The 25,290-nt window shown below is 70.1% G+C and carries 24 protein-coding genes; 14 read left to right on the forward strand and 10 right to left on the reverse strand.

Features of this window, described 5'->3' with window-relative positions; genetic code table 11:
• The first annotated feature begins 42 nt into the window (after positions 1 to 42).
• Complete coding sequence (locus tag N5079_RS08895; RefSeq protein ID WP_261583115.1) at positions 43 to 894, forward strand: SGNH/GDSL hydrolase family protein; 852 nt, start codon at positions 43 to 45, stop codon at positions 892 to 894.
• A 16-nt stretch (positions 895 to 910) separates the two neighbouring features.
• Here N5079_RS08895 and N5079_RS08900 read toward each other — a convergent pair whose 3' ends face one another.
• Entirely contained in the window at positions 911 to 2,191 is a 1,281-nt protein-coding gene (locus tag N5079_RS08900; protein ID WP_261583116.1) for a Gfo/Idh/MocA family protein, read from the reverse strand.
• 118 nt (positions 2,192 to 2,309) lie between these two features.
• Here N5079_RS08900 and N5079_RS08905 point away from each other — a divergent pair, with 118 nt between their 5' ends.
• Both N5079_RS08905 and N5079_RS08910 read left to right on the forward strand, forming a co-directional pair.
• Positions 2,310 to 3,482: an ROK family protein gene (locus N5079_RS08905; RefSeq protein ID WP_261583117.1), complete on the forward strand. Its 1,173-nt coding sequence runs from the start codon at positions 2,310 to 2,312 to the stop codon at positions 3,480 to 3,482.
• Positions 3,483 to 3,490: 8 nt separating this feature from the next.
• Entirely contained in the window at positions 3,491 to 5,320 is a 1,830-nt protein-coding gene (locus tag N5079_RS08910) for a glycoside hydrolase family 36 protein (protein ID WP_261583118.1), read from the forward strand.
• Here N5079_RS08910 and N5079_RS08915 read toward each other — a convergent pair.
• Both N5079_RS08915 and N5079_RS08920 read right to left on the reverse strand, forming a co-directional pair.
• Positions 5,313 to 6,545, reverse strand: coding sequence for a hypothetical protein (locus N5079_RS08915; RefSeq protein WP_261583119.1), 1,233 nt, complete (start codon positions 6,543 to 6,545; stop codon positions 5,313 to 5,315). The genes N5079_RS08910 and N5079_RS08915 overlap by 8 nt on opposite strands.
• A gap of 122 nt (positions 6,546 to 6,667) precedes the next feature.
• Complete coding sequence (locus N5079_RS08920) at positions 6,668 to 8,461, reverse strand: glycoside hydrolase family 97 protein (RefSeq protein WP_261583120.1); 1,794 nt, start codon at positions 8,459 to 8,461, stop codon at positions 6,668 to 6,670.
• Positions 8,462 to 8,671: 210 nt separating this feature from the next.
• Between N5079_RS08920 and N5079_RS08925 the strand changes: the two genes are divergently transcribed.
• The 7 genes from N5079_RS08925 (at position 8,672) to N5079_RS08955 (ending at position 15,536) form a co-directional block, all read left to right on the forward strand.
• Entirely contained in the window at positions 8,672 to 9,946 is a 1,275-nt protein-coding gene (locus N5079_RS08925) for an alpha-L-fucosidase (protein ID WP_261583121.1), read from the forward strand.
• 14 nt (positions 9,947 to 9,960) lie between these two features.
• Complete coding sequence (locus tag N5079_RS08930) at positions 9,961 to 11,424, forward strand: ABC transporter substrate-binding protein (protein ID WP_261583122.1); 1,464 nt, start codon at positions 9,961 to 9,963, stop codon at positions 11,422 to 11,424.
• Positions 11,424 to 12,335, forward strand: coding sequence for a carbohydrate ABC transporter permease (locus N5079_RS08935; RefSeq protein ID WP_261583123.1), 912 nt, complete (start codon positions 11,424 to 11,426; stop codon positions 12,333 to 12,335). The genes N5079_RS08930 and N5079_RS08935 overlap by 1 nt, the downstream gene beginning before the upstream one ends.
• Entirely contained in the window at positions 12,332 to 13,255 is a 924-nt protein-coding gene (locus N5079_RS08940; RefSeq protein ID WP_261583124.1) for a carbohydrate ABC transporter permease, read from the forward strand. The genes N5079_RS08935 and N5079_RS08940 overlap by 4 nt, the downstream gene beginning before the upstream one ends.
• Positions 13,256 to 13,331: 76 nt before the next feature.
• The gene (locus N5079_RS08945) at positions 13,332 to 14,315 is read left to right on the forward strand and encodes an aldo/keto reductase (protein ID WP_261583125.1); all 984 of its coding nucleotides are present in this window, start codon (positions 13,332 to 13,334) and stop codon (positions 14,313 to 14,315) included.
• The gene (locus N5079_RS08950) at positions 14,308 to 14,622 is read left to right on the forward strand and encodes a cupin domain-containing protein (protein WP_261583126.1); all 315 of its coding nucleotides are present in this window, start codon (positions 14,308 to 14,310) and stop codon (positions 14,620 to 14,622) included. Before N5079_RS08945 ends, N5079_RS08950 begins: the two co-directional genes overlap by 8 nt.
• Positions 14,619 to 15,536 (forward strand): aldo/keto reductase, encoded by a 918-nt coding sequence (locus tag N5079_RS08955; protein ID WP_261583127.1) that lies wholly within the window; start codon positions 14,619 to 14,621, stop codon positions 15,534 to 15,536. Before N5079_RS08950 ends, N5079_RS08955 begins: the two co-directional genes overlap by 4 nt.
• Before the next feature lie 113 nt (positions 15,537 to 15,649).
• Here N5079_RS08955 and N5079_RS08960 read toward each other — a convergent pair whose 3' ends face one another.
• Entirely contained in the window at positions 15,650 to 16,807 is a 1,158-nt protein-coding gene (locus N5079_RS08960; protein ID WP_261583128.1) for an erythromycin esterase family protein, read from the reverse strand.
• A gap of 91 nt (positions 16,808 to 16,898) precedes the next feature.
• On the opposite strand from N5079_RS08960, the gene N5079_RS08965 reads away from it, so the two are divergent.
• The 3 genes from N5079_RS08965 (at position 16,899) to N5079_RS08975 (ending at position 18,596) form a co-directional block, all read left to right on the forward strand.
• Positions 16,899 to 17,582: a TioE family transcriptional regulator gene (locus N5079_RS08965; protein ID WP_261583129.1), complete on the forward strand. Its 684-nt coding sequence runs from the start codon at positions 16,899 to 16,901 to the stop codon at positions 17,580 to 17,582.
• Positions 17,583 to 17,724: 142 nt separating this feature from the next.
• Positions 17,725 to 18,168 (forward strand): VOC family protein, encoded by a 444-nt coding sequence (locus N5079_RS08970; RefSeq protein WP_261583130.1) that lies wholly within the window; start codon positions 17,725 to 17,727, stop codon positions 18,166 to 18,168.
• A gap of 269 nt (positions 18,169 to 18,437) precedes the next feature.
• Positions 18,438 to 18,596 (forward strand): hypothetical protein, encoded by a 159-nt coding sequence (locus N5079_RS08975; protein WP_261583131.1) that lies wholly within the window; start codon positions 18,438 to 18,440, stop codon positions 18,594 to 18,596.
• Between the two features lie 72 nt (positions 18,597 to 18,668).
• On the opposite strand, the gene N5079_RS08980 is transcribed toward N5079_RS08975, so the two are convergent.
• The 5 genes from N5079_RS08980 to N5079_RS09000 all read right to left on the reverse strand — a co-directional run bounded on the left by N5079_RS08980 (position 18,669) and on the right by N5079_RS09000 (position 23,005).
• Positions 18,669 to 19,274 carry a response regulator transcription factor gene (locus tag N5079_RS08980; protein WP_261583132.1) on the reverse strand — a complete coding sequence of 202 codons (606 nt, stop codon included), beginning with the start codon at positions 19,272 to 19,274 and terminating at the stop codon, positions 18,669 to 18,671.
• The gene (locus N5079_RS08985; protein WP_261583133.1) at positions 19,271 to 20,527 is read right to left on the reverse strand and encodes a sensor histidine kinase; all 1,257 of its coding nucleotides are present in this window, start codon (positions 20,525 to 20,527) and stop codon (positions 19,271 to 19,273) included. The genes N5079_RS08980 and N5079_RS08985 overlap by 4 nt, the downstream gene beginning before the upstream one ends.
• A 23-nt stretch (positions 20,528 to 20,550) precedes the next feature.
• Positions 20,551 to 21,285, reverse strand: coding sequence for an ABC transporter permease (locus N5079_RS08990; RefSeq protein ID WP_261583134.1), 735 nt, complete (start codon positions 21,283 to 21,285; stop codon positions 20,551 to 20,553).
• Positions 21,285 to 22,172, reverse strand: coding sequence for an ABC transporter ATP-binding protein (locus N5079_RS08995; RefSeq protein WP_261583135.1), 888 nt, complete (start codon positions 22,170 to 22,172; stop codon positions 21,285 to 21,287). Before N5079_RS08995 ends, N5079_RS08990 begins: the two co-directional genes overlap by 1 nt.
• 107 nt (positions 22,173 to 22,279) lie before the next feature.
• On the reverse strand, positions 22,280 to 23,005 hold the full coding sequence (locus N5079_RS09000; protein WP_261583136.1) for an alpha/beta hydrolase: 726 nt from the start codon (positions 23,003 to 23,005) through the stop codon (positions 22,280 to 22,282).
• Between the two features lie 43 nt (positions 23,006 to 23,048).
• Between N5079_RS09000 and N5079_RS09005 the strand changes: the two genes are divergently transcribed.
• Positions 23,049 to 24,017 carry a helix-turn-helix transcriptional regulator gene (locus N5079_RS09005; protein WP_261583137.1) on the forward strand — a complete coding sequence of 323 codons (969 nt, stop codon included), beginning with the start codon at positions 23,049 to 23,051 and terminating at the stop codon, positions 24,015 to 24,017.
• On the opposite strand, the gene N5079_RS09010 is transcribed toward N5079_RS09005, so the two are convergent.
• Positions 23,968 to 25,248, reverse strand: a complete 1,281-nt coding sequence (locus N5079_RS09010; protein WP_261583138.1) for a glycosyltransferase family 4 protein — start codon at positions 25,246 to 25,248, stop codon at positions 23,968 to 23,970. The genes N5079_RS09005 and N5079_RS09010 overlap by 50 nt on opposite strands.
• Positions 25,249 to 25,290: the final 42 nt, after the last annotated feature.

Consider the following 25,290-nt stretch of genomic DNA (forward strand, 5'->3'; position numbering starts at 1 on the left):
CACCTCCGAGCGATCTCTACGTTTGGTCTCCCGGAGGTGTTCATGATCAAGAAGATCACGTCAGTCCTGGCTGTGGCGGTTCTCTTCGGACCCGGCACGGCCCACGCGCAGACACGGCCACAGACGCGGCCACAGACGCGGGCTCAGACGAGCCCCAGGGTTCTGGCCGCGCTGGGGGACTCGATAAGCGCGGGCTTCAACGCCTGCGGCTGGTACGTCTCGTGTACCTCGCGGTCCTGGGCCGCCGGGGACAACACCGAGGTCAACAGCCACTACCTGCGGCTGCTCGCCCTCGGCCCGGCCATCAAGGGGCACAACCTGAACTTCGCGGTTCCCGGGTCCACCAGCGCCGACCTCGTGGGGCAGGCGCGCCAGGCGGTGGAGAAGGGCGCCGACTACGTCACGATCCTGATCGGCGCCCAGGACGCGTGCATGGGGTCGGCGAAGGCCATGACGCCGGTCGCGACCTACCGGCAGCGGATCGACGAGGCGCTGGCCGTGCTGAAGCCGACCGGGGCGAGCGTGTTCGTCGCCAGCATCCCCGACCTGAAGCGGCTGTGGCGGGCGGGCAGGGACAACGCCTGGGCCCGGACGTTCTGGACCATCGGCAACATCTGCCCCTCGATGCTGGCCAACCCGAAATCGATGGCGAAGAAGGACGAGGCCCGCCGCGACGAGGTGCGAGAGCGGGTGATGGACTACAACGACCAGCTCAAGCAGGCGTGCGCGCGGTACGGCCCCGCCTGCCGGTACGACGGCGGCGCGGTCTTCTCCTACCCCTTCACCCTGAAGCTCGTAAGCGCGTGGGACTACTTCCACCCCAACGCCGACGGGCAGAAGGCCCTCGCCAAGGTGACTTTCGACGCCGGCTTCTTCCCCGCCACAGAGCCCTAACCCCTCCCGGTCACGGTCACGCCAGGCGGAGCCCCCCGTCGGCCAGATGGACGGGCCCGCCGGAATCGATGGAACGGTTGGCCGCGACGCCGACGAGGACGCCGCGGATCCCGTCCTCGACCCCGGCCCTGCGGCCCAGCGGGTCGGCCGCGGTCCCGCGGAACACGTCGTCGAGCAGCAGGCGGTCGCCGCCGCCGTGCCCACCCGTCCCCGTGGGGACGGCGACCTCGCGGGCCGGCTCCCAGTGCCGCTGCAGGACGATCCGCTCGCCCCGCACGCGGTCGGCGTCGGCGGGGCCGAGGCGCCTGGCACCCCTGCCGAGGACCGGTGCGGACTCGGGGGCGGCCCACTCCCGCTCGACGACGTCGAGTTCGAGGCGGCCCTCGGTGCCGTTGAACGCCACCCGGTATCCCTCCCAGGGGGCATGGGCGTTGAGGGAGTAGGTGAGCAGCGCCCGGTCGTCGTAGCGGACGAGCACCGACATGTTGTCCTCGATGGTGACGCCGGGGGCGAAGACGTCCTGGTCGCGGAGGTAGCCGTCCTCGTGCTCGGTGTCGAGGTAGAGCTCCTTGAGCCGGGGGTGGGCGGCCAGATCGATCGTGAAGGGGTCGGTCCCGGCGAGGCCCGAGCCGTGGCCCCGGGCCGGGCGCGGCCCGGGGGCGTTGCCGCTGCCGTAGAAGCGCAGGTCGGCTTGGGCGTAGACGGTGCGGGGGGCGGCGCCAAGCCACCAGTTGACCAGGTCGAAGTGGTGGGTGGCCTTGTGCACGAGCAGCCCTCCGGAGTTGGCCTTGTCGCGGTGCCAGCGACGGAAGTAGTCGGCGCCGTGCATGGTGTCGAGCACCCACTCGAAGTGCACGGAGGTGACCGTGCCGATCGCGCCCTCCAGGAGCAGCCGCTTCACCTCGGAGTTCCGCGGGGAGTAGCGGTAGTTGAACGTCACCGTCAGGTCGCCGTCACGGGCGGACTCCGCGATGGCGGCGCACCCCTCGGCGGTCGTGGTGAGCGGCTTCTCGACGACCACCGCGCGGCCGTGGTCGAGCGCCGCGCACACGTAGTGGTGATGGGTGAAGTCGGGCGTGGTCACGACCACCACGTCGGGGCGCTCCTTCTCCAGCATCAGCGTGAAGTCCTCGGCCCGGTAGGCCGCCAGGCCGAGGCTCCGGCCGTAGAGGGCCATCCGCGCCGGATTCGTGTCGCACAGCGCGACCGGGGCGCCCAGGTCGCGGTAGTCGCTCAGCAGGGCGTCGAAGTAGGTCGCGGCCCGGTGTCCAAGGCCGACGAACGCGTAGCGGCGCATCAGGTCTCCTCGTGCGTGGGGGTGACGGAGGTCACTAGGATCGTTGTCCGGGCCGGAGGCGTTCCGGTGGTATCGAGCAATTCAATTCTTGACGAAGTTAATTGGATAGAATCCGGCCATGCTCGCTCCCGTGCGTCGCCCAGAACCGCTGACCAGCCCCGCCGCGGCCACGGTGTTCACCATGGTTCTGACACAGGGGCCGGTCTCGCGGGTGGAGATAGCCAGGCGCACGGGGCTGTCCTCGGCAGCCGTCACCAAGGCGGCGCGGCCGTTCATCGAGGCGGGATATCTGCGGGAGCTCGAGGCGACCGAGCGCTCGGGTCCGGGGGCGGGCCGTCCGGCCAGCCCTCTGGACATCAGGCCGGACAGGGAGTTCTTCACCGGCGTGAAGATCACCGGAGACGAGCTCATCGGGGTGGTCACGGACCTGCGGGCGCAGGTGCTCGTCTCGGCCCGCAGGCCGCTCGCCTCGGCCGCCGTGGACGACGTTGTGGCGGAGCTCGCCGGGTTCGTCGCGGGGCTGCTCGCCGAGTCCCCGTCGTACGGCGAGCGCTGCCATTCGCTCGGGCTGGCGGTCTCCGGCGACGTCGACAAGGCGCACGGGGTGGTGCGCTACTCGCCCTTCCTCGGCTGGCGGCAGGTGCCGCTGGCTCGGCGGGCCGCGGAGGCGACCGGGCTCGCCGTGACCGTCGAGAACGACGTGAAGTCGCTCACCGTGGCGGAGCAGTGGTTCGGTGAGGGGATCGGCGCGTCGTCGTTCGCGCTGGTCACCGTGGGTGTCGGCATCGGGTGCGGGCTCGTGGTCAACGACCGGCTGGTGGCGGGGTCGCACGGGGTCGCGGGGGAGATCGCGCACATCCCCGTGGGTGGGCAGGACCCGCCCTGCCACTGCGGCGGGCGCGGCTGCGTCGAGGCGATCGCCGGGACCGGGCCCGTCCTGGAGGCGGCGCGGGCGGCCGTCGGCGACGCGGAGTTGACGATGGAGGGCGCGATCGAGGCCGCCCATGCGGGGGATGAGGCGGTCCGGGCGGTGTTCGCGCGGGCGGGGCACGCCATCGGCCTCGCGACGGCCGCCATGACGAACCTCATCGGACCCGAGCGCATCATCGTGACGGGCGACGTCTCCGGGCTGACCTGCTATGGCCGCTTCGAGGAGCTGATGACCGAGGCGTTCGCCGGCCAGGCGTTCGGCGCCGCCGCCGACTGCCGCCTGATCCTGCGCTCCCGGACGTTCGAGCACTGGGCGCGCGGCGCCGCGGCTGTCGCCATCCAGACACTCTTCACGTTGTAGGAGGGGCGTTGACGGGGGACTCCCGGAGCACGTCACAGGCCGCTCCCGGCATCTGGCAGCCGCACGATGAGGGTGACCGGGGCGGGACGGCCGAGGCGCGGGTGCCCACAGGACTGTTCGCGGGCGGGGCCGAGCTGATCCTCGACGTCACAGGCGTCGCCGAGTTGTCCTGGATCGTTCATCGGGCCGCCGATGGTGTCGCGGAGGTCCGCGTCGAATCCGCCGTCGCCTCCGTGGTGCGGGTGGCCTGGCGGTTGCCGTGCGTCGCCGCGACGGCGTTCTGGACACCGGACAGCGGCGAGCATCGCGGGCTCCCGCCGTTCTGGCGCCGGCCGCGCACCGTGTCGCTGGAGAAGGGCGCCCCCGTGGGCTGCCTGGTCGGCGCGGGCGACGTGTCGCTGTGCGCCTTCGCCCTCCGCGAGGTCGTCGGGCCGGTCACGATGAGGACGGGAGTCGTGGAGGAGACCGGCGAGTTCGGGTTCTGGGCCGAGCACGAGGCGGGCCCCGGCGACGCGCTGGTGCTCCGGCTGGACCTCGGCGGCCGGCCGTTCTCGCACGCCCTCGCCGACGTCGCCGCGTGGTGGGCGGAGCAGTGGGACTCCCGGCCCGGCGTGCCGGAGGTCGCGCGGATGCCTGTCTATTCGACGTGGTACGCCATGCAGCAGCATGTGACCGCCGAGGCCGTGGAGAGGCAGGCGGCCGCCGCGAAGCGGTTCGGCTGCGACACGATCATCGTGGACGACGGCTGGCACAGCGACGACCGGGGACGCGGCTACGGCTACGTCGGCGAATGGCACCCGTCAACGACCTCTTTTCCTGATATGTCGGGTCATGTGGCGCGGGTGCGGGACGGCGGGACGGCCTACCTCCTGTGGTACGCGCTGCCGTTCGTCGGACGCCACACCGCTCTGTGGGACCAGGTCCAGCCGTACGCGCTGGCGTACAAGGAGCACATGGACGCGGTCGTGGTGGACCCGCGCCATCCCGCCGTCCGCGACCTGCTGTGCGGCCACCTTGCCAGGGCCGTGAACGAGTGGCACGCGGACGGCTTGAAAATCGACTTCATCGACCAGTTCGTCATCCCGGACCCCCCGCCGCCCGGCCCGGAGGCCGACTGCGCGACGGTGACCGAGGGGGTGCGGAGGCTGCTGGCCGAACTCGGGGAGCGGCTCGGCCACCGCGTTTCGAGTGGTCGTGTGCTCGTGGAGTTGCGGCAGCCGTACGTCAGCCCGGGCCTGTGGCCGTACGCGACGATGATCCGCGCGTCCGACTGCCCCCTGAGCCCGGCGCAGAACCGGCAGCGCACCGTCGACCTGCGACTGGTGGCCGGGCCGCTCGCCGTACACGCCGACATGCTGATGTGGCATTTCTCGGAGAGCCCCGAGCGGGTCGCCGCCCAGCTCATCAACGTGCTGTTCGCCGTGCCGCAGATCTCGGCGGACCTGACCGCGCTGACGCCCGGGCAGGAGGCGGCGCTTACGTTCTGGCTCGGCTTCTTCCGGCGGAACGCCGCCGTGCTGCAGGGCGGCGTGTTCGAGCCCGCCCGGCCCGACCTGGGCTACCCGCTGGTGCGGGCCCGGGACGACGACACGGTGATCGTCGGCCGCTACGCGCCGCTGCCCATCGAGGTGCCGCCCGCCCGCACGCTGCTGGTGGCCAACGCCGACTCCTCGGCCGAGGTCCTGCTCGACGTCCGCGAGGCCTGTGTGGCCGGCCTCCGGGTCGTCGACTGCCGGGGACGGACGGTGAGCGAGAGCGTCCTCTCGCTCACCCCCGGCGTCCACCCGGTCACGGTGCCGACCGGAGGGCTGCTGGAACTCGTCCCCCGGATCAGCTGATCACGATCTTGTCGAGCTCCGGGGACCGGGCGGTGTGGCTGTAGAACCTGATCGTGTTGACGCCGGCGACCAGGTTCACCGGGACCGTCGCCGTCGTCACCGTGCCCGCGGTGCCCGTCATGGGCACCTCGACCGCGTTGGCGCCGTTGACGCTGACCAGGTAGGACTGCGTGCCGTCCACCAGCGCGTGGATCGTCATCTGCTTCGTCGCCGTCGTCTCCGACAGCACGCCCTTGACCACCGCGTAGTCGTAGACGTTGCCGCCGATGAGGATGACCTTCCGGCCCCCGGAACAGACGGCGCAGTAGGCGGCCTCCGCCGCGCCCTCGAAGACGTTGCCGACGCGCTCGGCCTCGTACGCCCCGGGGCTCCGGTCGGGCGGGGGGAGCTTGACGGGCGGCGTCGCCCGGCCCAGCTGCCACGCCTTGAGATCCTTGATGAGCAGGTAGGTGTCCTGCAGACCGGTGCTCTTGATGCTGCGGTAGACGCCCCACTTGGGCCGGTTGTACTGCTCCTCGGTCCACCACAGGTCGATGTGGTCGACGCGCTGGTCGACGATCGTCCGAGGGCCGTCTCGCAGGATCCAGCGCATGTAGCCGTCGTCGGACGACTTGAACTCCAGCGTGGTGGAGATCCACTTGTTCTGGAGCGGTTCGAGGGCGGTGAAGCCCACCGGGTGCGCGTTCTCGTTCTGGATCCAGTAACGCGCCTCGATCGACGGCACGCCGCTCTTGATCGGCAGCGAGATCTGCGCCACGGGGGTGCTGGTGTCGGACGTCTTCATCTGCCAGATGTGGGTGAACTGGCTCGTCGCGTCCAACGTGTCCGGGATGTACATGTCGTAGCTGATCCGCCAGGTCTCGTCCTTGCGGATTTCGAGCGCCCTGCCGTCGCTCGTCCGCATCCCTCTGACCTCGCTGCGCATGCGGTCGGATCCGTCGCGGTCGATGACGTGCGAGTCGAAGCGGTAGGCGTTGCGGTCCACGCGTACGTGCGGCGCGCCCTCGGGGTCGGAGCCGCGCCGGTCGTCTTCACGCGCCTCGAAGGCGCCGACGCCGTCTCGCCAGGGTTGGGGGCTCCAGCGGAGCTCCCAGTGCGGCGCGCGCTCACCGGCGGCGCCCTGCTCCGAAGTGGTGGGGGTGGGGTCGGCGGCCGCCGGGGTCGCGACGGCCAGGAGCGCGCACGCCCACAGTGCCCCGGCGATTCGTAAACCGTGCTTATTCATGAGAGTTCCCGCTGCTCGAAGTTGACGTGCCGGAAGGGGATGCTGCGCCCGTCCTTCGGGACGGACGCGGTCGAACGGGTGCCGGTGAACAGGTGGTTGTTGGATGTGCGCACCGGTGCGCCCTACGGGGTCCGCCTGAGGTGGACCGTGAAGCCGCCGTTGAACGCGACGGGGATGTCGAGCTTGCCCCCGGCGGTCACGCTGACCGTCTCGATGACGATCCGGTCGTCCGGCGCGTCCCGATAGATGTCGGCCGCCCACTCGCCCTCGCCGGCGAAGGTGAGCGGCACGGTGATCGTCCGGGCCGGCCCGGAGACTCCCGCCCCGACATACCACTCCTCGCCGTCTCCCGCGCCGTCTCCCGCGCCGTTTCCCGCGCTTCTTCTGGCGATGACGATGTGGTCTGCGGGGTCGCCGGACAGCAGCCTCGTGTCGTCCCACGCGGTGGGGACCCGCGCCAGCAACCGCTGCGCCTCGGGGCGTGACTCGTACGACTCGACGCTGTCGGCGAAGTGCTGGACGCCCGACTCGAAGATGACCGCGAGGGCCAGCTCGAACCCGGCGGAGATGGCGCGGACGCCGGTGAACGTGCAGGGCGTGAAGTCCATCGGGCCCTGCACGTTGCGGGTGAACGCGAGCGAGAGGTAGTGGGTGGGCGGGTAGATCGGCTCCTTGCCGGGCTTGGGTTTGATCCACTCGGCGCCCTTGACCGCCTCCGCGGTCATGAACTGCGGCCAGGTCCGTTCGGTGCCGCGCGGGATCGTGCCGCCATGGAAGACGATCATCATGCGCAGCCGGGCGGTCGCCGCGAGGATGGCGTCGAACCAGCGCATCCGGTCCTGGCCGTCGGACTCGGTGAAGTCGATCTTCACCCCGGCGGCGCCCCACTCCTTCCAGACCGCGAGCTTCTCGCGGAACTCCAGCTCGGTGTCGAGGTGCTGCCAGTGCGACCAGAGGAAGACGCCGACGCCCCGCCCGGCGGCGTAGGAGAGGAGCTCGGGCATCCACTCCTTGTTCCAGCCCGCGTCGGCCAGCAGGTACGGCCAGCCCTGGGAGGCGGCGTAGTCGACCCACCGCTTCTGCGCCTCCAGGTCGCGGGTGGAGGGGGCGTCGGACCACCACGACCAGGCGGCGGCGCCCGGCTTGATCCAGGAGGTGTCGTCGAGCCGGGACGGCTCCGCCAGGCTGGTGACGAGGTCGCTCCCGACGATCGCGGACAGGTCACCGATGATCATCGTGCGCCATGGGGTGACGAGCGGGCTGGCCGCCGTGACATAGGGGTCCGGGAGGTCGAGCCGGAACGCGTCGCCGTCGAACCGCAGCCGGGAGCCCGCGTACGTCCCGTCCAGCCGCGACTCGGTGACCAGCAGCCAGGTGCCGTCGATATGAAACGTGCCGTCGACCTGGAACAGCGACGGGTACCCGTAGAGGATCGGCTCGGCCGTCCCGGCGGTCGTGTGACGGTGGATCTCCTCGTAGTCGCACCTGCCGTTCTCGTACGGCAGTAGCACCGCACGGGCGGTGGGCGCGATGACGTACTCGGACACCTCCTCGCAGACGGTCACGGGGCCTCGCCACGGCACGACGTATCGGTAGGCCACGCCCTGGCCGGAGATCTGGACCTGCAGGTCGAGCCGGTGCCCGCCCTTGGTGAACCCCAGCGTCCACTCCGTGGCGACGTATCGGTGCGCCCGCCGCTTGCCGACCAGCGTCGTGTACGACTCGTCGACATCCCTGCTGGAGATGCCGTCGAAGGCCAGGTCGCGGCTCAGATCCTCGTGCGCGGCGCGGATGCCCAGCCGTGACGGCGCCACGACCTCGTCGCCGCCCCGCCGTACGGCCAGGGTGAGCTCGCCCGAGGGCGAGAGCGCGACCACCGCGGTCAGCTCGCCGGCACTGAGAGTCCAGTCGGGCATGTCCACCGTTCCTTTCGCGTAGAGCGGTCAGGGCGCTTTCGCCGGAGGCATGACGAGGAGAAACGTAGGAGGATTAGGGCTTACTGGCCCTCACAGTGCGGTTAACCATAAGTTGCAAGAAGTTGCAATTCAATTCTTGACGAAGTTAATAGCCGCGTCTACGGTACGGCCATGCCCGACCGGTCACATAGAGAGACATCGTTCACAAATGTGAACACCAATCATCGGACCTTTGAGGCTCGACTGGCGGAGTTCCGGGAGCAGCGCTTCGGTCTGTTCATCCATTGGGGTCTCTACGCGCTCGCGGCCCGCCACGAGTGGGTCAAGCAGCGTGAGCGCCTCACCGACGGGCGATACCGGGTGTACTTCGAGCGGTTCGCGCCCGACCTGTTCGACCCGGACGCGTGGGCGGAGGCGGCCAAGGGCGCGGGCATGCGCTACATGGTGCTCACCACCAAGCACCACGACGGGTTCTGCCTGTGGGACTCGGCGCTCACGGACTACTGCGTGACCGGCACGCCGTACGGCAAGGACCTGGTGGGGCCGATCGTCGGCGCGTTCCGGGCGAAAGGCCTGGGCGTGGGCTTCTACCACTCGCTGATCGACTGGCACCACCCGGACTTCCCCGTCGACGGGCTGCATCCGGCCTACACCGAGGGCGTCTCCAACGAGGGCCGCGACATCAGTAAATACGCGGATTATCTGCACGGACAGGTGGAGGAGCTGCTCACGCGCTACGGCCCCATCGACACGATGTGGTTTGACTTCTCCTATTCGGCGCGGCGGCGCGGCGGCGAGCTCACACCCGGCGGCAAGGGCAGGGCCGACTGGCGCTCCGAAGAGCTGGTCGAGCTGGTGCGCAGGCTGCAGCCGGGCGCGCTGATCAACGACCGGCTGGAGGTGCCCGGCGACTTCGTCACCCCGGAGCAGTATCAGCCCACCGGTCCCGTGGCGGAGGTCTGGGAGGCCTGCCAGACCCTCAACGGAAGCTGGGGCTACGACCGGGACAACCTCGACTGGAAGCCGGTCGACCTGCTCGTCCGCATGCTCGTCGACACCGTCTCCAAGGACGGCAACCTGCTGCTCAACGTCGGACCAAACGGGCGCGGCGAGTTCGAACCCCGGGCGCTGGCGACGCTCCGGGGCATCGGGGAGTGGATGCGGCTGCACGGCCGCTCCATCTACGGGGCGGGGCCCAGCGCGTATCAGGCCCCGCCCGACTGCCGCTACACACAAGCCGGCGACCGGCTGTACGTGCACCTGTTCAGCTGGCCGTACCGGCACCTGCACCTGCCCGGGCTGGCCGGGCGGGTGCGATACGCGCAGCTGCTCAACGACGCCTCCGAGATCCGCACGCTGATCCCCGACCCTTCCGTGGACAGCGGCCACACCCGGCTTTCGGCGCTTCCGGACGGCACGCTCACCCTCCAGCTCCCGGTGCGGCGCCCAGATGTGGCGGTGCCGGTCATAGAGCTCTTCCTGTGAAAGGGCCACTCCCCATGGACAGAAATCTCCCGGACCTGAATCGGCTGCAGTTGAACCGCCGCCGCATGCTGGCTCTCGCGGTGGCCGCCGCGGCGGTGCCCGTGCTGGGCGCCTGCGCCGGAGACACGCGGAAGCAGAAGCAGGCGGCCGCCCCGGTCAAGTCGGGCGTGCCGACGCTGGACCCGAACCGCCCCGGCAACGAGACCTGGCCGTTCGAGGAGGCCGAGGCGCTCAACAACTCGCTGACCTGGCCGAAGACCGACGTGGCCGACCCCGCCTCGAAGGTTTCCATCACGGTCGCGATGACGTCCGACGTCATCGCCGAGGTGCGGAACACCCAGTTCGACTTCTTCTTCAAGAAGCGGCACCCCAACATCGAGGTCAAACGCGAGATCTCGCCGTCGATCGACGACTTCCTCACCAAATACATGGCGCAGGCGGCGGGCGGCGTGCTGCCCGACGTCATGTACAACCACTACTCCTGGACGCAGAACTTCATCGCCAACAACGTGCTGCACCCGCTGGACGACTACGTCTCCAAGACGCCGTCGTTCGACATGGACGACCTGCCTGTGAAGGCCCTCGGCTACTTCCAGCGCGACGGCAAGCTCTACGGCCTGCCGACCGACATGGCGCCCAAACTTCTGTTCTTCAACGGGGACCTGTTCGACAAGGCCGGGATCAAGCATCCGGACGAGAGCTGGACCGTCGAGAAGATGATGGACACGGCGAGGAAGCTGACGAGCGGGTCGGGCGCCGAGAAGGTCTACGGGTTCTCGCCGATGCCCATCCCCGCGCCCGATCTGTCGCCCCTGTTCCTCATGCCGTACGGTGGCCGGTTCCTCAACGCCGACGAGTCGGCCGTCCTCATCACCGAGCCGGCGGCGGCCAAGGCCATGGGCATGTGGCTCGACCTGCTGCTCAAGGACAAGGCCGTGCCGAGCCTGGCCGAGCTGCAGCTCCTGGAGAAGGTCGAGCCGTTCAAGACGGGCCACGCGGCCATGCACATCAACGGCGCCTGGCTGATGACCGAGCTGTCCAAGCAGAAGGCGTTCAAGTGGGGCGCCACCCACGTGCCGAAGGGCCCCGCGGGACGGTTCACCCCGGCCGTCGGCAGCGCCCTGGTGATGCCGGCCTCGTCGCAGAACAAGGACGCCGCCTGGATCTACATGCACGAGTTCCTGTCCTCGACCGGGCAGCAGTTCCGCAGGATCAGCGCGCCCGCCCGGCAGTCGGCCTGGGAGCCCAACGCCGAGGCCCTCGGCATCCCGCAGGACGTCGCCAAGCTGGTCAAGGAGGTGCTGGCCGACTACGCCTCCACCGACGGCGTGATGAAGCTGCCCGCCAACAAGAAGGTCGTCAACACGGCCAAGCCGATTTGGGAGCGGGCCATGCTCGGCAAGACCGACCTCGAGTCCGCGCTCCGCGAGATCGCCGACAAGGTCACGCCGCTGCTCGCCGAGAACAAGATCGCCTGATGACCGCGCTCACCCTCCCGCGGCGGGGCCACACGACGCTGGCCCGCCGCGAGGCGCGGCGATTCTACGGGTTCGTGTCGCCCTGGCTGATCGGGTTCGTCCTGTTCAGCGCCGGGCCGATCGTCGCCGCAATAGTGATCAGCTTCATGGACTGGAACCTGCTCAGGAGCCCGGAGTGGGTCGGCCTCGCGAACTACCGGCGGATGTTCGGCGACCCCGAGTTCTGGGAGTCCATCGGGAACACCTTCCAGTACGGCGTGGGGTCCGTCGCGCTCGGCGTCACGTTCACGTTCCTGCTGGCGTTGCTGCTCAACCAGCCGCTGCGCTTCCAGGGCCTGTTCCGCACGGTGATGTACCTTCCGTCGGTCGTGTCGGGCCTGGCGACCGCGCTGCTGTGGCTGAACATCCTGCACCCGGACTACGGCCTGATCAACAAGCTGCTGGCCATGGCCGGCATCGAGGGCCCCGGCTGGCTGGCCTCGCAGGAGTGGGCCATCCCGGCGCTGGTCCTGATGAGCGTGTGGGGCGCCGGCAACACCATGGTCATCTACCTGGCCGGGCTGCAGGGCATCCCCAAGACGCTCTACGAGGCCGCCGAGATCGACGGCGCGGGCTGGTGGCGCCGGTTCTGGAGCGTCACGGTGCCCATGATGTCGCCGGTCATCTTCTTCAACGTGGTGACCGGGTTCATCGCGAGCCTCCAGGGCTACGTGCTCATCCTCGTCATGACCGAGGGCGGCCCCGGCAACGCCACGATGGTGCTCGGGCTCTACATCTACCGGAACGCGTTCGTCTACTTCGACATGGGCTACGCGGCCACCCTGTCCTGGGCGATGTTCGCCATCGTCATCGCCGTAACGCTTGTCCAGTTCCGCCTGGCCAGGCACTGGGTCCACTACGAGTTCAAATGAGAGGGACCACCATGGCCGTCGAGGCGGCCGACGCCGTGACCGCCGGGTCCGGACCGCGGCGCGCGGCCCCGACCCGGGAGCAGGCCCGGCGGATCAGGAGGATCCGCCGCTCGGGCGCCTACGTGCTCCTGGTCATCAGCACGGCGATCTTCGTGCTGCCCTTCCTGTGGATGGTCACGACCTCGCTCAAGTCGGACGAGGACAACCTGGCGTTTCCGCCGCAGTTCATCCCCGACTCCTTCCACTTCGAGAACTACGCGCGCGGCTGGTCGGGGTCGCTGCCGTTCACCACCTTCCTGGTGAACACCGTCCTGATCACCGCGCTGTCGATGCTGGGTAACCTGGTCTCGTGCGTCCTCCCCGCCTACGCCTTCGCCAGGATGCGGGCGAGGTGGGCGGGCGTGCTGTTCGCGGCCATGCTCGCCACCATGATGATCCCCCGCGAGATCACGCTGGTGCCGAAGTTCATCCTGTTCTCCAAGCTCGGCTGGGTGAACACGTACCTGCCGCTCATCGTGCCGGAGTTCTTCGGCGTGGCGCTCTACATCTTCCTGCTGCGCCAGTTCTTCACCACGATCCCGCAGGAGCTCATCGACGCGGCCCGCATCGACGGAGCCTCCGAGCTGCGCATCCTCTGGACGGTCATGCTGCCGCTGTCCAAACCGGCGATCGCGGCCATCTGCCTGTTCTCGTTCGTCAGCAACTGGAACCAGTACCTGGAGCCCGTCATCTACATCCGCTCGACGGAGAAGTTCACCCTTCCCCTCGGGCTCGGCATGTTCTCCGGCCAGTACGCCACCCAGTACAACCAGATGATGGCGGTCGCGCTGCTCTCGATGCTGCCCATTCTGGTGCTGTTCTTCATCGCGCAGAAGACCTTCATCCGCGGCGTCACGCTGACCGGGATCGCGGGACGTTGATTTCCGACGACTGGAACCCCGAAGGAGGGATGGCATTCCTCCTCGCTGTCGTACGGCGAGGCGTCCTGCCGACAACATGGTGAACTACGAACGCCAGCCGTACAGAAGGACTGGCCGCAGCGGCCTGAAACTCCCCGCGGTCTCCCTCGGCCTCTGGCACAACTTCGGAGACGAGCACCCCCTCGACGGCCAGCGGGCCATCCTGCGGAAGGCCCTCGACCTCGGCATCACCCATTTCGACATCGCCGACCGCTACGGGCCGCCGATCGGCGCCGCCGAACGCAACTTCGGCACGCTGTTCCGCGATCTCGGCCTGCGCCGCGAGGAGATCGTGGTCTCCACGAAGAGCTCCAACCCCGTGTGGGACGGTCCGTACGGCAGCGGCAACTCCCGCAAGCACGTGCTCGCGGCGTTCGACCGGTCGCTCGGGCGGCTGGGGCTCGACCACGTCGACATCTTCTACATGCACCGCGACGACGACTCCACGCCGCTGGAGGAGACGGCGGCCGCCCTGGATCACATCGTCAGGTCCGGCCGGGCGCTGTACGCCGGCGTGTCGAACTACCGCCCCGACCGCACGGCCGAGGCCGCCCGGGCGCTGCGCGAGCTGGGCACCCCGCTTGTGGTCCACCAGCCGGCCTATTCGCTGCTGAACCGCCGCATCGAGGACGAGCTGCTCGGCGTGCTGGAGAGGGAGGGCATGGGCTGCGTCGTCTACTCGCCGCTGGCCCAGGGCATGCTGACCGACCGTTACCTCGACGGCATCCCGGAGGGGTCCCGGGCCAGCGCCGGCCGTTTCCTGACGCCCGACCGGATCACCCCGGAGGTGCTCGGCTTCGTCCGCGCGCTCGGCGAGATCGCGTCCGGGCGCGGCCAGAGCGTCGCCCAGCTCGCGCTCGCTTGGGCGCTGCGCGACCACCGGATCACGTCCGTGCTGGTCGGCGCGAGCAGGCCCGAGCAACTCGAGGCCAATGTCGCGGCCGTCGACCGGCTCGACTTCACCGACGACGAGCTGGCCGCCATAGAGAAGGCGGCCAAGGAAGCAGGGGTCAATGCGTAGACGCACGCTGGCGGCGTTCGGCTCGGGTGTGGGGCTGCCTGGCTACCGTGTGGAAGGGGGCGGCGTCTCGACGCTCGTGCCCGGCGAGGTGAGCCACGACGAGGGGCCGCACACCCATCCGGATCCGGAGATCTTCCTCATCCTGTCCGGCTCGGGGCGGGTCCACATCGACGGCACGGCCGAGGACTTCTCGGCGGGTGACGTGCTCATCGTCGAGGCGGGGGAGGACCACCACCTCGAAGCCGTCTCCGAGGTCGTCACGACCTGGCTGCATCTGGAGCCCGTCGACGGCGTGGGTGCCGAATGACGGAGCCAGTGAAGGAGCCGCTGAAGCTGTCCGAGGTGGGGCTGGGCGGCGGGCCTCTCGGCAACTATCTCCGGCCCATCTCCGACGCCCAGGCGGAGGCCGTCGTCCAGACCGCCTGGGAGGAGGGGATCCGGTACTTCGACACCGCGCCCTTCTACGGGGTCGGCCTGGCCGAGCAGCGGATGGGACGGGTGCTCCGCGGCGTGCCCAGGGACGACTACGTGCTGTCCACCAAGGTCGGCCGGCTCGTCCGGCCCGGCCCCGGAGCCCCGCCCATCTTCGCCGTCTCCAACGACCGGCACGTCGAGTGGGACTTCAGCAGGGACGGGGTGCTGCGCAGCGTCTCGGAGTCGCTCGACCGCCTCGGCGTGGACCGGATCGACATCCTGTTCATCCACGACCCCGACCACCACTGGCGGCAGGCGATCGACTCCGCGTTCCCGGCGCTCGCCGCACTGCGTGATCAGGGGGTGGTGCGGGCCATCGGGGTCGGCATGAACCAGTCGCGGATGCTCGTCGACTTCGTGAAACACGCCGACCCGGACGTCCTGCTGGCCGCCAACCAGGCCACCCTGCTGCGCCGGTCCGCCTTCGACGAGCTGCTGCCGCTCTGCTGGGAGCGCGGCATCACGGTGGTAGCCGGAGCGCTGTTCCACCGCGGCGAGCTGGCCGCGCCCGGCCCCGGCGCCTCGGAGGAGGTGCGGCGGATCGCCGCGCTGTGCGACCGTTACGGCGTGCCCATAGCCGCGGCGGCCATGCGTTTCCCCCTCCGCCATCCGGCCGTACGGTCCATCCTGCTGGGGGCGCACGAACCCGCCCAGGTGCGCGCCAACCTCGAGGCGTTCCGCCATCCGATCCCCGAGGAGCTGTGGGCCGAGCTCGACGCGCTCGACGTGGAGGCGGCCGCCACCTGACGACGTGGTCTCGGGGGCCGACCCGCGCTCCCGCCGCCTTTGGTGAGGGGGCGGGCATGGATGGTGTGATTGATGCGCGTGCGTGTCGGCAGAGCCTGACACGCACGTGCCTGTCAACCCAGCCTGACGGCCTGCTTGAGGAAGACGACGCCGTCGATCATGTCGAGCTGGGCCGGGTCCAGCGGGAAATAGCGGAAATCGTGGGAGATGCGCGGGGCGGGCCTCGTGATGGCCTCGGCCAGGCGGCGGGCGTCGATGAGAGAGTGGTCCCACGGGAGCGTGGACAGGACTCCCTCGACGGTGTCCGGGGGCGGGGTGTTGTCGCCGGCCGTGCCGAGGGCCGAGGCCAGGAAGGCGTACCGGTCGCCCAGGTGCGCTTGGGTGATCGCCCCGGCGCTCCACCACTCCAGCAACTGGTCGCCGAGCGGCATGAAGCTCTTGTTCCGCTGCAGGTGGAGGTTGTGGGCGAAGACCAGGGCCGGGCCGCGCTCGGCGACGGCACGCAGGTTGGCGGCCATCATCGCGTCCCGCAGGCCCGACAGCCTGGCTATCCGGGCCGGGGACGTGTCGGCCATCCAGTGGTGGTAGCGGAGCAGGCCGGTGGCGGTGCGCCCGTACAGCGCCGCCCTCTGTCTGTCCTCCGCGCTCAGCCGCGGCGTCTGCGTGTCAAGCAGCGCCATCAGGTCGTCGGCGATCAGTCGCAGCCGCTGGGCGTCGGCGGACTGGCCGATCGACTGGGACGGGTCCATGACCGTGGCTTCGTTCGTCCACCGGTCGTCCGGGCCGAGCAGCGTGTCGAGGGTTTCCCTGGTACAGGGCAGCGGACCGTCGAGGAGGGCGTAGAGGGCGGTGAGCGCCTGGCGCGGGCTCGCGGCCCAATACTCCAGCGGCCCGTCGAAGCCGTAGAACCGGAGCTTTTCGCCATGCTCCTCGTTGTACTCCCGCATCCAGCGCACGAGCTCGCGGTTGGCCGGTGACGCGCCGAAGCCGTGGCTGAAGCCGCGTTCCATGACGTCATCGAGCGTGTCCGCGCCCGTCGTGATGTAGTCGTCGACCACGAGGCCCATGAGACAGTCGCTCTCGATGGCGAACGACCGGTAGCCCTCGTGCTCGACCAGATGCCGGAAGATCTCGTTGCGCAACTCGCCCAGCTCTTCCACGAAGTGCCTGGCCTCGCCCAGGCCGAGCAGCAGGGGCTTGGCGGGAAGCGACTGGAGGAACGCCGAGACGCCCGCACCATCGAGCGGCCGGGCCGTGTCCTTGATATCCATACCTTCAACGGTATCGTTGAACCAACGCTGTAGACTTTTACCTAGATATCCCCGCTCTCATCGCGATGGACCCTCAATCGGTGATGCATCCTTGAGGCCAGTGGACCTGGCGCGCGAGCACGGCCTGTCCACCCAGGCGATCAGGAACTACGAGGACGCCGGCATCCTGCCCGCCGCCGAACGCACCGTCCACGGCTATCGCACCTATACGCCGCTGCACGCGCAAGCCCTGCGCGCGTTCCTCGCCCTCGTGCCCGGGCACGGTCACCAGACGGCCACGTCGATCATGCAGGCGGTCAACCGGGGTGCCACCGAGGACGCGCTGCGGCTCATCGACGAGAGCCACGGCCAACTCCTCGACGACCGCCGCACCCTCCAGGCCGTCGAAGCCGCGCTCCGCGATCTGGCGCCCGTGCCGCAGGAGCGCGGCGACACGTTCATCGGCCCCCTGGCCAGGAGGCTCGGCATCCGCCCTGCCACCTTGCGCAAATGGGAGAACGCCGGGCTGGTCCGGCCGCGCCGTGATCCGCAGACGGGCTACCGGATCTACAGCGCGGCCGACGTACGGGACGTCCGGCTGGCCCACCAGCTCAGGCGGGGCGGCTACCTGCTGGAGCAGATCGCCCCGCTGATCGCTCAGGTCCGCTCCGCCGGAGGCGTCGCCCCGCTGGAGTCGACCCTGCGCGACTGGCAGGCCCGCCTGTCCGCCCGGGGCCGCGCCATGCTCAAGGGCGCCGCCGACCTGGACGCCTACCTCCGCGCCCGCGAACCCTGAGGCCCTGCAGCCTGGCGCGTCGGCGTGGATAGAGCGGTACCGCGACCGCTGGACCGACCGGTTTGACGACCGGTTGAAATCAGGAATTCAAAAAGATCCACCGCAGGCGGTAAGGACCTGAGGTTCGAGTATAAGTAGGTGAATGACCCTTCATTGGAAACTCGTCGTCGACTGCGCCGATCCCCACCGGCAGGCGGCGTTCTGGGCCGAGGCCCTCGGCTACGAGGTCGAGGACAACAGCGAGTTGATAGAGCGGCTCCTCGGGCTCGGCGTCATCACGGACAGCGGGCTCACGGCCGACGGAAAAGCGTGGAAGGGCCTTCAGGCCGTGCGGCACCCTGACGACCCGGTCGATCCCGAGAGCGGCATCGGCCTCGGGCGGCGGATCCTCTTCCAGGCGGTGCCCGAGCCGAAGACCGTAAAGAACCGGCTCCACATCGACCTGCACGCCGGGCCCGAGCGCCGCGACGCGGAGGTGGACCGGCTCAAAGGGCTCGGCGCCACGGTCCTGTGGACGGTCCAGGAGCCGGGATCGCACCACGTGACCATGGCCGACCCGGAGGGCAACGAGTTCGACGTCCAATAGGGCCCGGAACTCCTGGCGGTTTCGGGCGGGGAGAAGACGGTGCGGGCGCCGGCCAAGGAGCCGAAGGCCACCGAACGTGTGGTCGCCGAGCCGGAGGTGACGCAGCACGGAGCCCCAGATCGGCCTGGACATCGACGACATCACCGGCTTCGTCGGCATGCTCAACGACTACATCCACAGCGAACCGCCGCGAGATCGGCTGGCTGGAGGAGGCCCGTCGTACCGGCCTGGACCCCGAGCGCTGGAAGCGGGACTACATCGGGCCGTACGTGCGCCAAGTCGTCGAATCGGGCGCCTTCCCGCTGTTCAGCCGATCGATTCTCGACTCCCACACCGCGCACGTCGCCCCCGGCGAGCGCTTCCAGCACGGGCTCGACCGCATCCTCGATGCCATCGCCGCGCTTATCACATCACTCCGCTCCGGTTGACAGAAAGGCAGCGCCGCTCCGCGGTGGAGGCGCAGTGGGAAGCCGTCGAGGAACCGAGCAAGAGAACGGGCGTCAGAGCCAGCCGTTGTGCCGGGCGAGGCGGGCCGCCTCGATCCGGTTGCGGGTGCCGGTCTTTCCGATGGCCGACGACAGGTAGTTGCGGACCGTGCTCTCCGACAGGTGGAGGCGGGCCGCGATGTCGGCGATCGTCGAGCCGTCGGACGCCGCGGCGAGCACGTCGCGCTCCCGGTCCGTCAGGGGGCTGGAGCCGGTGCTGAGCGCGGCAGCCGCGAGCGCGGGGTCGATCACCCGCTCGCCCTTGAGGACGCGGCGGATCGCCGAGGCCAGCTCCTCCACCGGCCCGTCCTTCACGAGGAACCCGTAGGCCCCCGCTTCCATCGCCCGGCGCAGGTATCCGGGCCGCCCGAACGTCGTGAGGATCAGCACCCTGCAGCCGGGCAGCTTCTCCCGCAGCTCGGCGGCGGTGTCGAGCCCGTTGCCGCCCGGCATCTCGATGTCGAGGAGCGCCACGTCGGGCCGGGCGTCGAGGGCGGCGGCCACGACGGCGTCGGCGGACGGCACCTGCGCCACGACCTCGATGTCGTCCTCCAGCCCGAGAAGCAGGGCCAGGGCGCCACGCATCATGCCCTGGTCCTCGGCGAGCAGCACCCTGATCACACGCGCTCTCCCCGCTGACAGGGCTCCTGCGGCACCGCCACCCGCAGCAGGAAGCCCTTGCCGGGAAGGGCTCGGGCGTCCATCGTCCCGCCCACGGCCGCAACCCGCTCGCGCAGCCCCACGAGGCCGTTCCCCTGCGGATTCGGAGGGACCGCGTGGTCCGCGTGCCCGCCGCGGCCGTTGTCGCGGATCTGCAGCACGAGCTCCGCCCCACCGTCCAAGTCCAGGTCTCCCGCCCCCGTGCCGTCCAGCCCGACGCCGTCCAGCCCGACGCCGGACAACTCGGTGCCGGACGACTCGGTGCCGGCCGATTGCGTGCCGCACAGGTCGATCTCGCATGTGCCGGCGCCGCTGTGCCGGATGACGTTCGTGACACCCTCCCGTACGGCCCAGCCGAGCAGGGCGTCTGTCTCCGGCGGAAGCCGTACGACAGGGGTGCGGATCGTGAGGGCGATGCCGGCGTCGGCGAGGACCGTGCGGGCCGACTCCAGCTCCGCGGTGAGCCCCCGCCCCCGGTAGCCCGTCACGGCCGCCCGGACCTCGGTGAGCGCCTGCCGTCCGATCTGCTCGATGTCGGTGGCCTGCCGCGCCGCCGCCTCCGCGTCGCGGGGAGCCAGGCGGCGGACGGCTTCGGCCTTCACGACCATGACCGACAGCGTGTGGCCGAGGAGGTCGTGCAGGTCACGGGAGAAGCGCAGCCGCTCCTCGGCGACCGCCGCGTGGGCCAGTTCCTCCCGGGTGCGCTGGAGCTCCCGGATGGCCTCCCACAGCCGGATGATGATCGCCGGGATGATCCCCGCGGTGAAGACGCCCCACACGAGCGACAGCGAGTCGGCGAGGGCGCCTCCGGTCGTCAGCCGGATGGCCAGCGCGGCCGCGCAGAGCGCGAACAGGAGCAGGGGAAGCTCCCGGCCGCGCAGGGTCACGCCCCCGGCGATCGAGAGCATGACCAGCAGGTAAAGCCAGTTCCCCTGGAAGGCGACGACGTCCGCGACGACGACCGCGGCAAGGACGGGAAGCGCGCGCCACTTGGCCCGCCGCCGGTCGGCGAAGGCGAGGTGGATCGTGACGAGATAGAGCACCGCCGCGGCGCACGCCCCCGGCACGGCCAGCCAGAGCGGGTGGGACCTGCCCTCCGCGATGTCCCACACCGGGCCGCCCGTGAGGGCGACCCACACGACCATGCCCTTGGCGTCGGGCCCCCGCTCGCCCTCGCCGAGCGGATTCATCCAGTGGTCCCGGTCCGCGTTCATCTGGTGTGATGATTCCACAGACGTCAGGCCGTCCGCGCGGCGCGGCGGTAGCCGTACACGGCGTACAGGCCGAAGGCCACGAGCCAGCCGCACAGGATCGCCACCTCGCGGAGCGTGGGCGCCTCGCCGAACGCGATATGCCAGGACAGGGACGCGTAGCTGTTCGACGGCGTCCACCCCGAGATCGCCCGCAGCCACCCGGGGAACCCTGTGGTGGGAACCCAGAGGCCGCCGATGATGGAAAGGCTGAGCAGCGTCGCGACGTTGGCCATGGCGGCGGTCTGGCCGGTCAGGCGGTAGCCGTTGCCGAGTCCCAGCAGGGAGAACGGGATCGTGCCGGCCCAGAGCAGGCCCACGATGGACAGCCACTGGCCGGGGGCGAGCGTGACGTGGTTGACGAGCGCGCCGGTGAGCAGCACCGCCGCGATGCTGGGCACCACCCCGGCCACGCCGGTGACGACCTTGCCCGTCACCACCTGGGCGGGCGTCAGCGGGGTGAGCCGGAGTTGGCGCAGCCATCCCGCGGCCCGGTCCTCGGCGATTCCCGTGCCGTTGTTGAACGCGCCGCCGAGCGCGCCGTACGCGGCCATGCTGACCATGGTGAAGACCGCCGCGTAGTGCCTGTCGCCCGGCGCCAGGCCGAGATTGGTGAAGACGAGGTACATGACGACGGGCATGGCGATGCCGAAGATGACGTACCCGCCGTCGCGCACGGTCCTGATCATTTCAAGCCGGATGTATCCCATCAGTCCTGACATCACACGGTCTCCTTGGCGGTGAGGGCGACGAAGGCGTCCTCCAGATCGGCGGGGGTCACTTCGAGGTTCCGTACGGCTCCCGCCTCGGCGAGGGCCATGACGGTGGCGTCGGGGTCGCTGCTGCGCAGGCGGACCCGGTCGCCCCGGACCTCCAGGCGCCGGACGCCGGGCAGGCGGCCCAGCCAGGCCACCTCGCCGCCGGCGGTCACGCTCACGGTGGTCAGTGCAACCACTCGCTTGATCTCCGCACTGGTGCCGTCCGCGACCACACGCCCACGGTTGATCACGACGACGCGGTCGGCCTGCTCGTCGGCCTCGTCGAGGTAATGGGTGGAGAACAGGATGGTCTTGCCCTTGCTGGCCAGGCCGCGCATGCCGGCCCAGAACTCGCGTCTGGCCTCGACGTCGAGAGCGGCCGTGGGCTCGTCGAGGACGATCAGCTCTGGGTCCCCGATCAGGGCCATGGCGAACCTCACCCGCTGGGCCTGGCCGCCCGACAGCTTGTCCACCCGCCGGTCGGGGAGATCGGCGATCTGCGCCAGGGCGAGCACCTGGCCGAGGGGGAGGGGAGCGGCGTATGTGCCGCCGACGAAGCTCAGCAGCTCCCCGACAGTGACCCTCGGGATCAGGCCGCCCTCCTGGGGCATCGCGCCCACCTCGCCCAGCCGTACGGCACGCTCGGGGTCGTGGCCGAACAGGGAGACGTGCCCGGAGTCGGGCGGGACGAGGCCGAGGAGCATGCCAATGGTGGTCGACTTGCCCGCGCCGTTCGGCCCGAGGAGGGCCACGGTGCGGCCACGGGGGATGGCGAGCGTGAGGCCGTCCACGGCTCGCACCGGCCCGAAGTTCTTGGTCACCGAGGTCAGTGACACAGCGTTGCTGTCCATGGCCGCAACGCTAGAAAGGCGCGATCTCCGCCAGTAGATCCAACGATCCAGCCTTGTGTGGGACAAATGTCCCATACTTGTGATCTACAGTGTAAAGGCCGCCGGTATTAGTTGATCCTGCCCAGGAGAACAGCCAGATCAGCGGGGCGGGAGAGCATCGGCCAATGGCCGGTGGGGAGCTCGTGCAGGTCCCACTCCGGCCCGGCCAGTCCGGCGAAGAACGGATCCCCGGAGGCGATCCCCGCTTTCACCCGCTCCAGGGGGAACGAGCAGCTGATCAGTGCCTTGGGCAGCTTGTCGAAGGCGCCGGTGAGGGACAGCGGCTGGGTGATCGTGCCGAGCGGCTGGCCGGTGGCCCGCGCGGTCATCAGCTCCCGCTCGGGCGCCCCCAGCCCCTCTGTGCTCACGCCGGACTCCTCCAGCTCCGCCCATGAAGGGAAGCGGTAGCGCCAGCCGCCGGCGACCCGCCGCTCGACCAGCTCACGTCCGGACAGGTCCATCTGGGCCGCGCCGTCCGGCACCGGGCCGCTCTCGAGGTAGACGACTCGGCTGATCCGGCCGGCGGCCCGGTCGGCCGCGCCCGTCACCGCCGCGCCGCCGCCGCTGTGCCCGACCAGGACGACGTCGTGCAGGTCCTCGAAGGCGAGCAGGTTGGTGATGTCGTCGATGTGGGTGTCCAGGGTCAGGTCCGGTGCGGCGAGATGGGACCGGTCTGCCAGGCCGGTGAGCGTGAGGGGGAAGACCGCGTGCCCGGCCGCGCGGAGCGGCGCCACCACGCCCTGCCACACCCACGCGCCGAGCCAGAAACCGGGGACCAGTACGTATGTCGTCATGGGTTCGACGGTAGGCCCGAATCAGGGCAAAATCGGTCCTGATATGTCAACGAATCGCGTGCTCGCCTTCCTTGAGTTGCTCCAGGCTCGTCCCGGCCTGACGGGGCCGGAGATCGCGGCCCGCCTGGAGGTGGACGAGCGGACCGTGCGGCGCTATGCCGTACGGCTGGCGGACCTCGGTGTTCCGGTCCAGGCCGGGCGGGGGAGGTACGGCGGATACCGGCTGATGCCGGGGTACAGGCTGCCCCCGCTCATGCTGACCGACGACGAGGCGACGGCCGTCGTCCTGGGGCTGCTGGCCGGCCGGCGAACCGGGCTGTCGGTGGGGGTGACGGCGACGGAGAGTGCGCTGGCCAAGATCCAGCGGGTGCTTCCGGAGGCGCTGCGCGACCGCGTCCGCGCGGTCGAGGAGACGCTGGACATGACCTCCCGGGCGCCCGGGACCGCCGCGCCTCGCCGGCCGAGCGCCGCCGCGCTGCTCACCCTGGCGGACGCGGCTCGTCGCCGCCGGCGGGTACGGCTGGCCTACCGCTCCTTCTCGGGCTCGGAGAGCGAGCGGGAGGCCGATCCCTATGGCCTGGTGTTCCATTCCGGCCGGTGGTACCTGACGGGGCATGATCACCGCAGCGGCGAGGTGCGGACCTTCCGGATCGACCGGGTGAGCCGCGCCGAGGCCACGGACGTGGCGTTCTCCCCTCCTGGCGAGTTCGACCCCGTGCGCCACGTTATGGAGTCCCTCGCGGGCGTGCCGTACCGGCATGAGGTCGAGGTGGTGCTCGCCACGACGATGGAGGAGGCCCGGCGGCGGATCCCCCCGTCGGTGGCCACGCTCGTGGAGGTGAACGGGCCCGGCGGGGAGAACGCGGGAGTTCGGATGACGGGCCGGGCTGACCGGCTGGACGGGATGGCGCGGCTCCTCGCCGGGCTCGGCTGGCCGTTCACCGTGATCAGGCCGGACGAGCTCAGGGGCGAGGTGCGGGCGCTGGCCCAGCGGCTGATGGCGCAAGCGTGATCCCCTGTTCGCCGGTGCGGCCTTCCACCAGGGTGGTGAGCAGCTCGTCCCATCGGGCGCCGATGACGTCGAGGTCGTATTTCGCGGCGGTCTCCAGGCCGTGGGCGGCGAGCCTGCCGCGCAGCTCCTCGTCCTCGATGACCGCGCGGATCGCGTCGGCCATCGCGTGGATCTTCCCGGGTTTGACGAGCAGGCCGTCGTGACCATCGGTGATCAGCTCGGCGGGGCCGGTGGGGCAGTCGTAGCTCACCACCGGGACGCCCTTGCTCATCGCCTCCAGGATGACCAGCGGCATGCCCTCGCGCCGGGAGCTCAGCACGAACATGGACGCCTTCTCCAGTTCGGCCCCGACGTCCTCGACGGAGCCCTCGAGGAAGACACGATCCGTGAGGCCGCGCTTGTCGATCGACTCCTGGAGCTTCGCGCGGCGCGATCCGTTCCCGAAGATGCGCAGCGTCCAGTCGGGGTGCCGCTCCGCGACGTGGGCCCAGGCGCGGATCAGCAGGTCATAGCCCTTGACGTAGCTCAGGCGGCCCACGGTGACGGCGGTCTTGTCCGTGAGAGGGGACGGGCCGCCGCCGAGGCGGGTCACCGCGTTCGGGATCTGCGCCAGGACGGCCGGCCTGTCCCGTAACACGCGCTCGTAGTCCCGCAGGTCGGCCCGCGTCAGCGTGACGAGGGCGTCGAGCCTGCCGTACCGGCGGCGGATCCGGGCGCGCACCCCCGGCTCGTGGGAGGCGAGGTTGGCGTGCTCCTGCCCGACCGTGATGATCTCTGGCGGGGAGATCCGGGCGGTGATCAGGTTGAGGCCCGGCCTGGTGCCGATGAGGACGCCCCGGCGGCGTGAGCGGATGTAGCGGACCAGCTTCACGTCGGACCGCAGGGAGAACCTGTGGTAGGCCGCCTCGTCCTTCGGGACGAGCCTGCTGGGGAAGCGCGAGAGCAGACCTTTACGCCTGGGCAACCGGTCGTCCAGGTAGCGGATGCGCACTCCGGGCGGGACGGGGAAGAACGGCGTCTCGCGTTCCCGCACCACGCTGACGATCTCGACGTCGCGGGTGCGCGCGAGGTGCCCCGCGAGGTTGAACACCGTCCGGATCGTGCCGCCCATGCCGTTCGCGTGGAGCAACAGGATGCGGACCTCGTGGCCGCTGCGTGGCGGCGCTGTGCGGGCCCGCCGCCGGTCGCGGGCCTCGAGTGCTTTCAGCAGAGCTTTAGCGATAGCTTTCACGAGCGCCTTGGCCGGTGCGCGCAGCACGGCACGGCGTGAAAA

The sequence above is a fragment of the Planotetraspora sp. A-T 1434 genome, assembly GCF_025420585.1.
In the GTDB taxonomy this organism is placed as follows: domain Bacteria; phylum Actinomycetota; class Actinomycetes; order Streptosporangiales; family Streptosporangiaceae; genus JAOEGB01.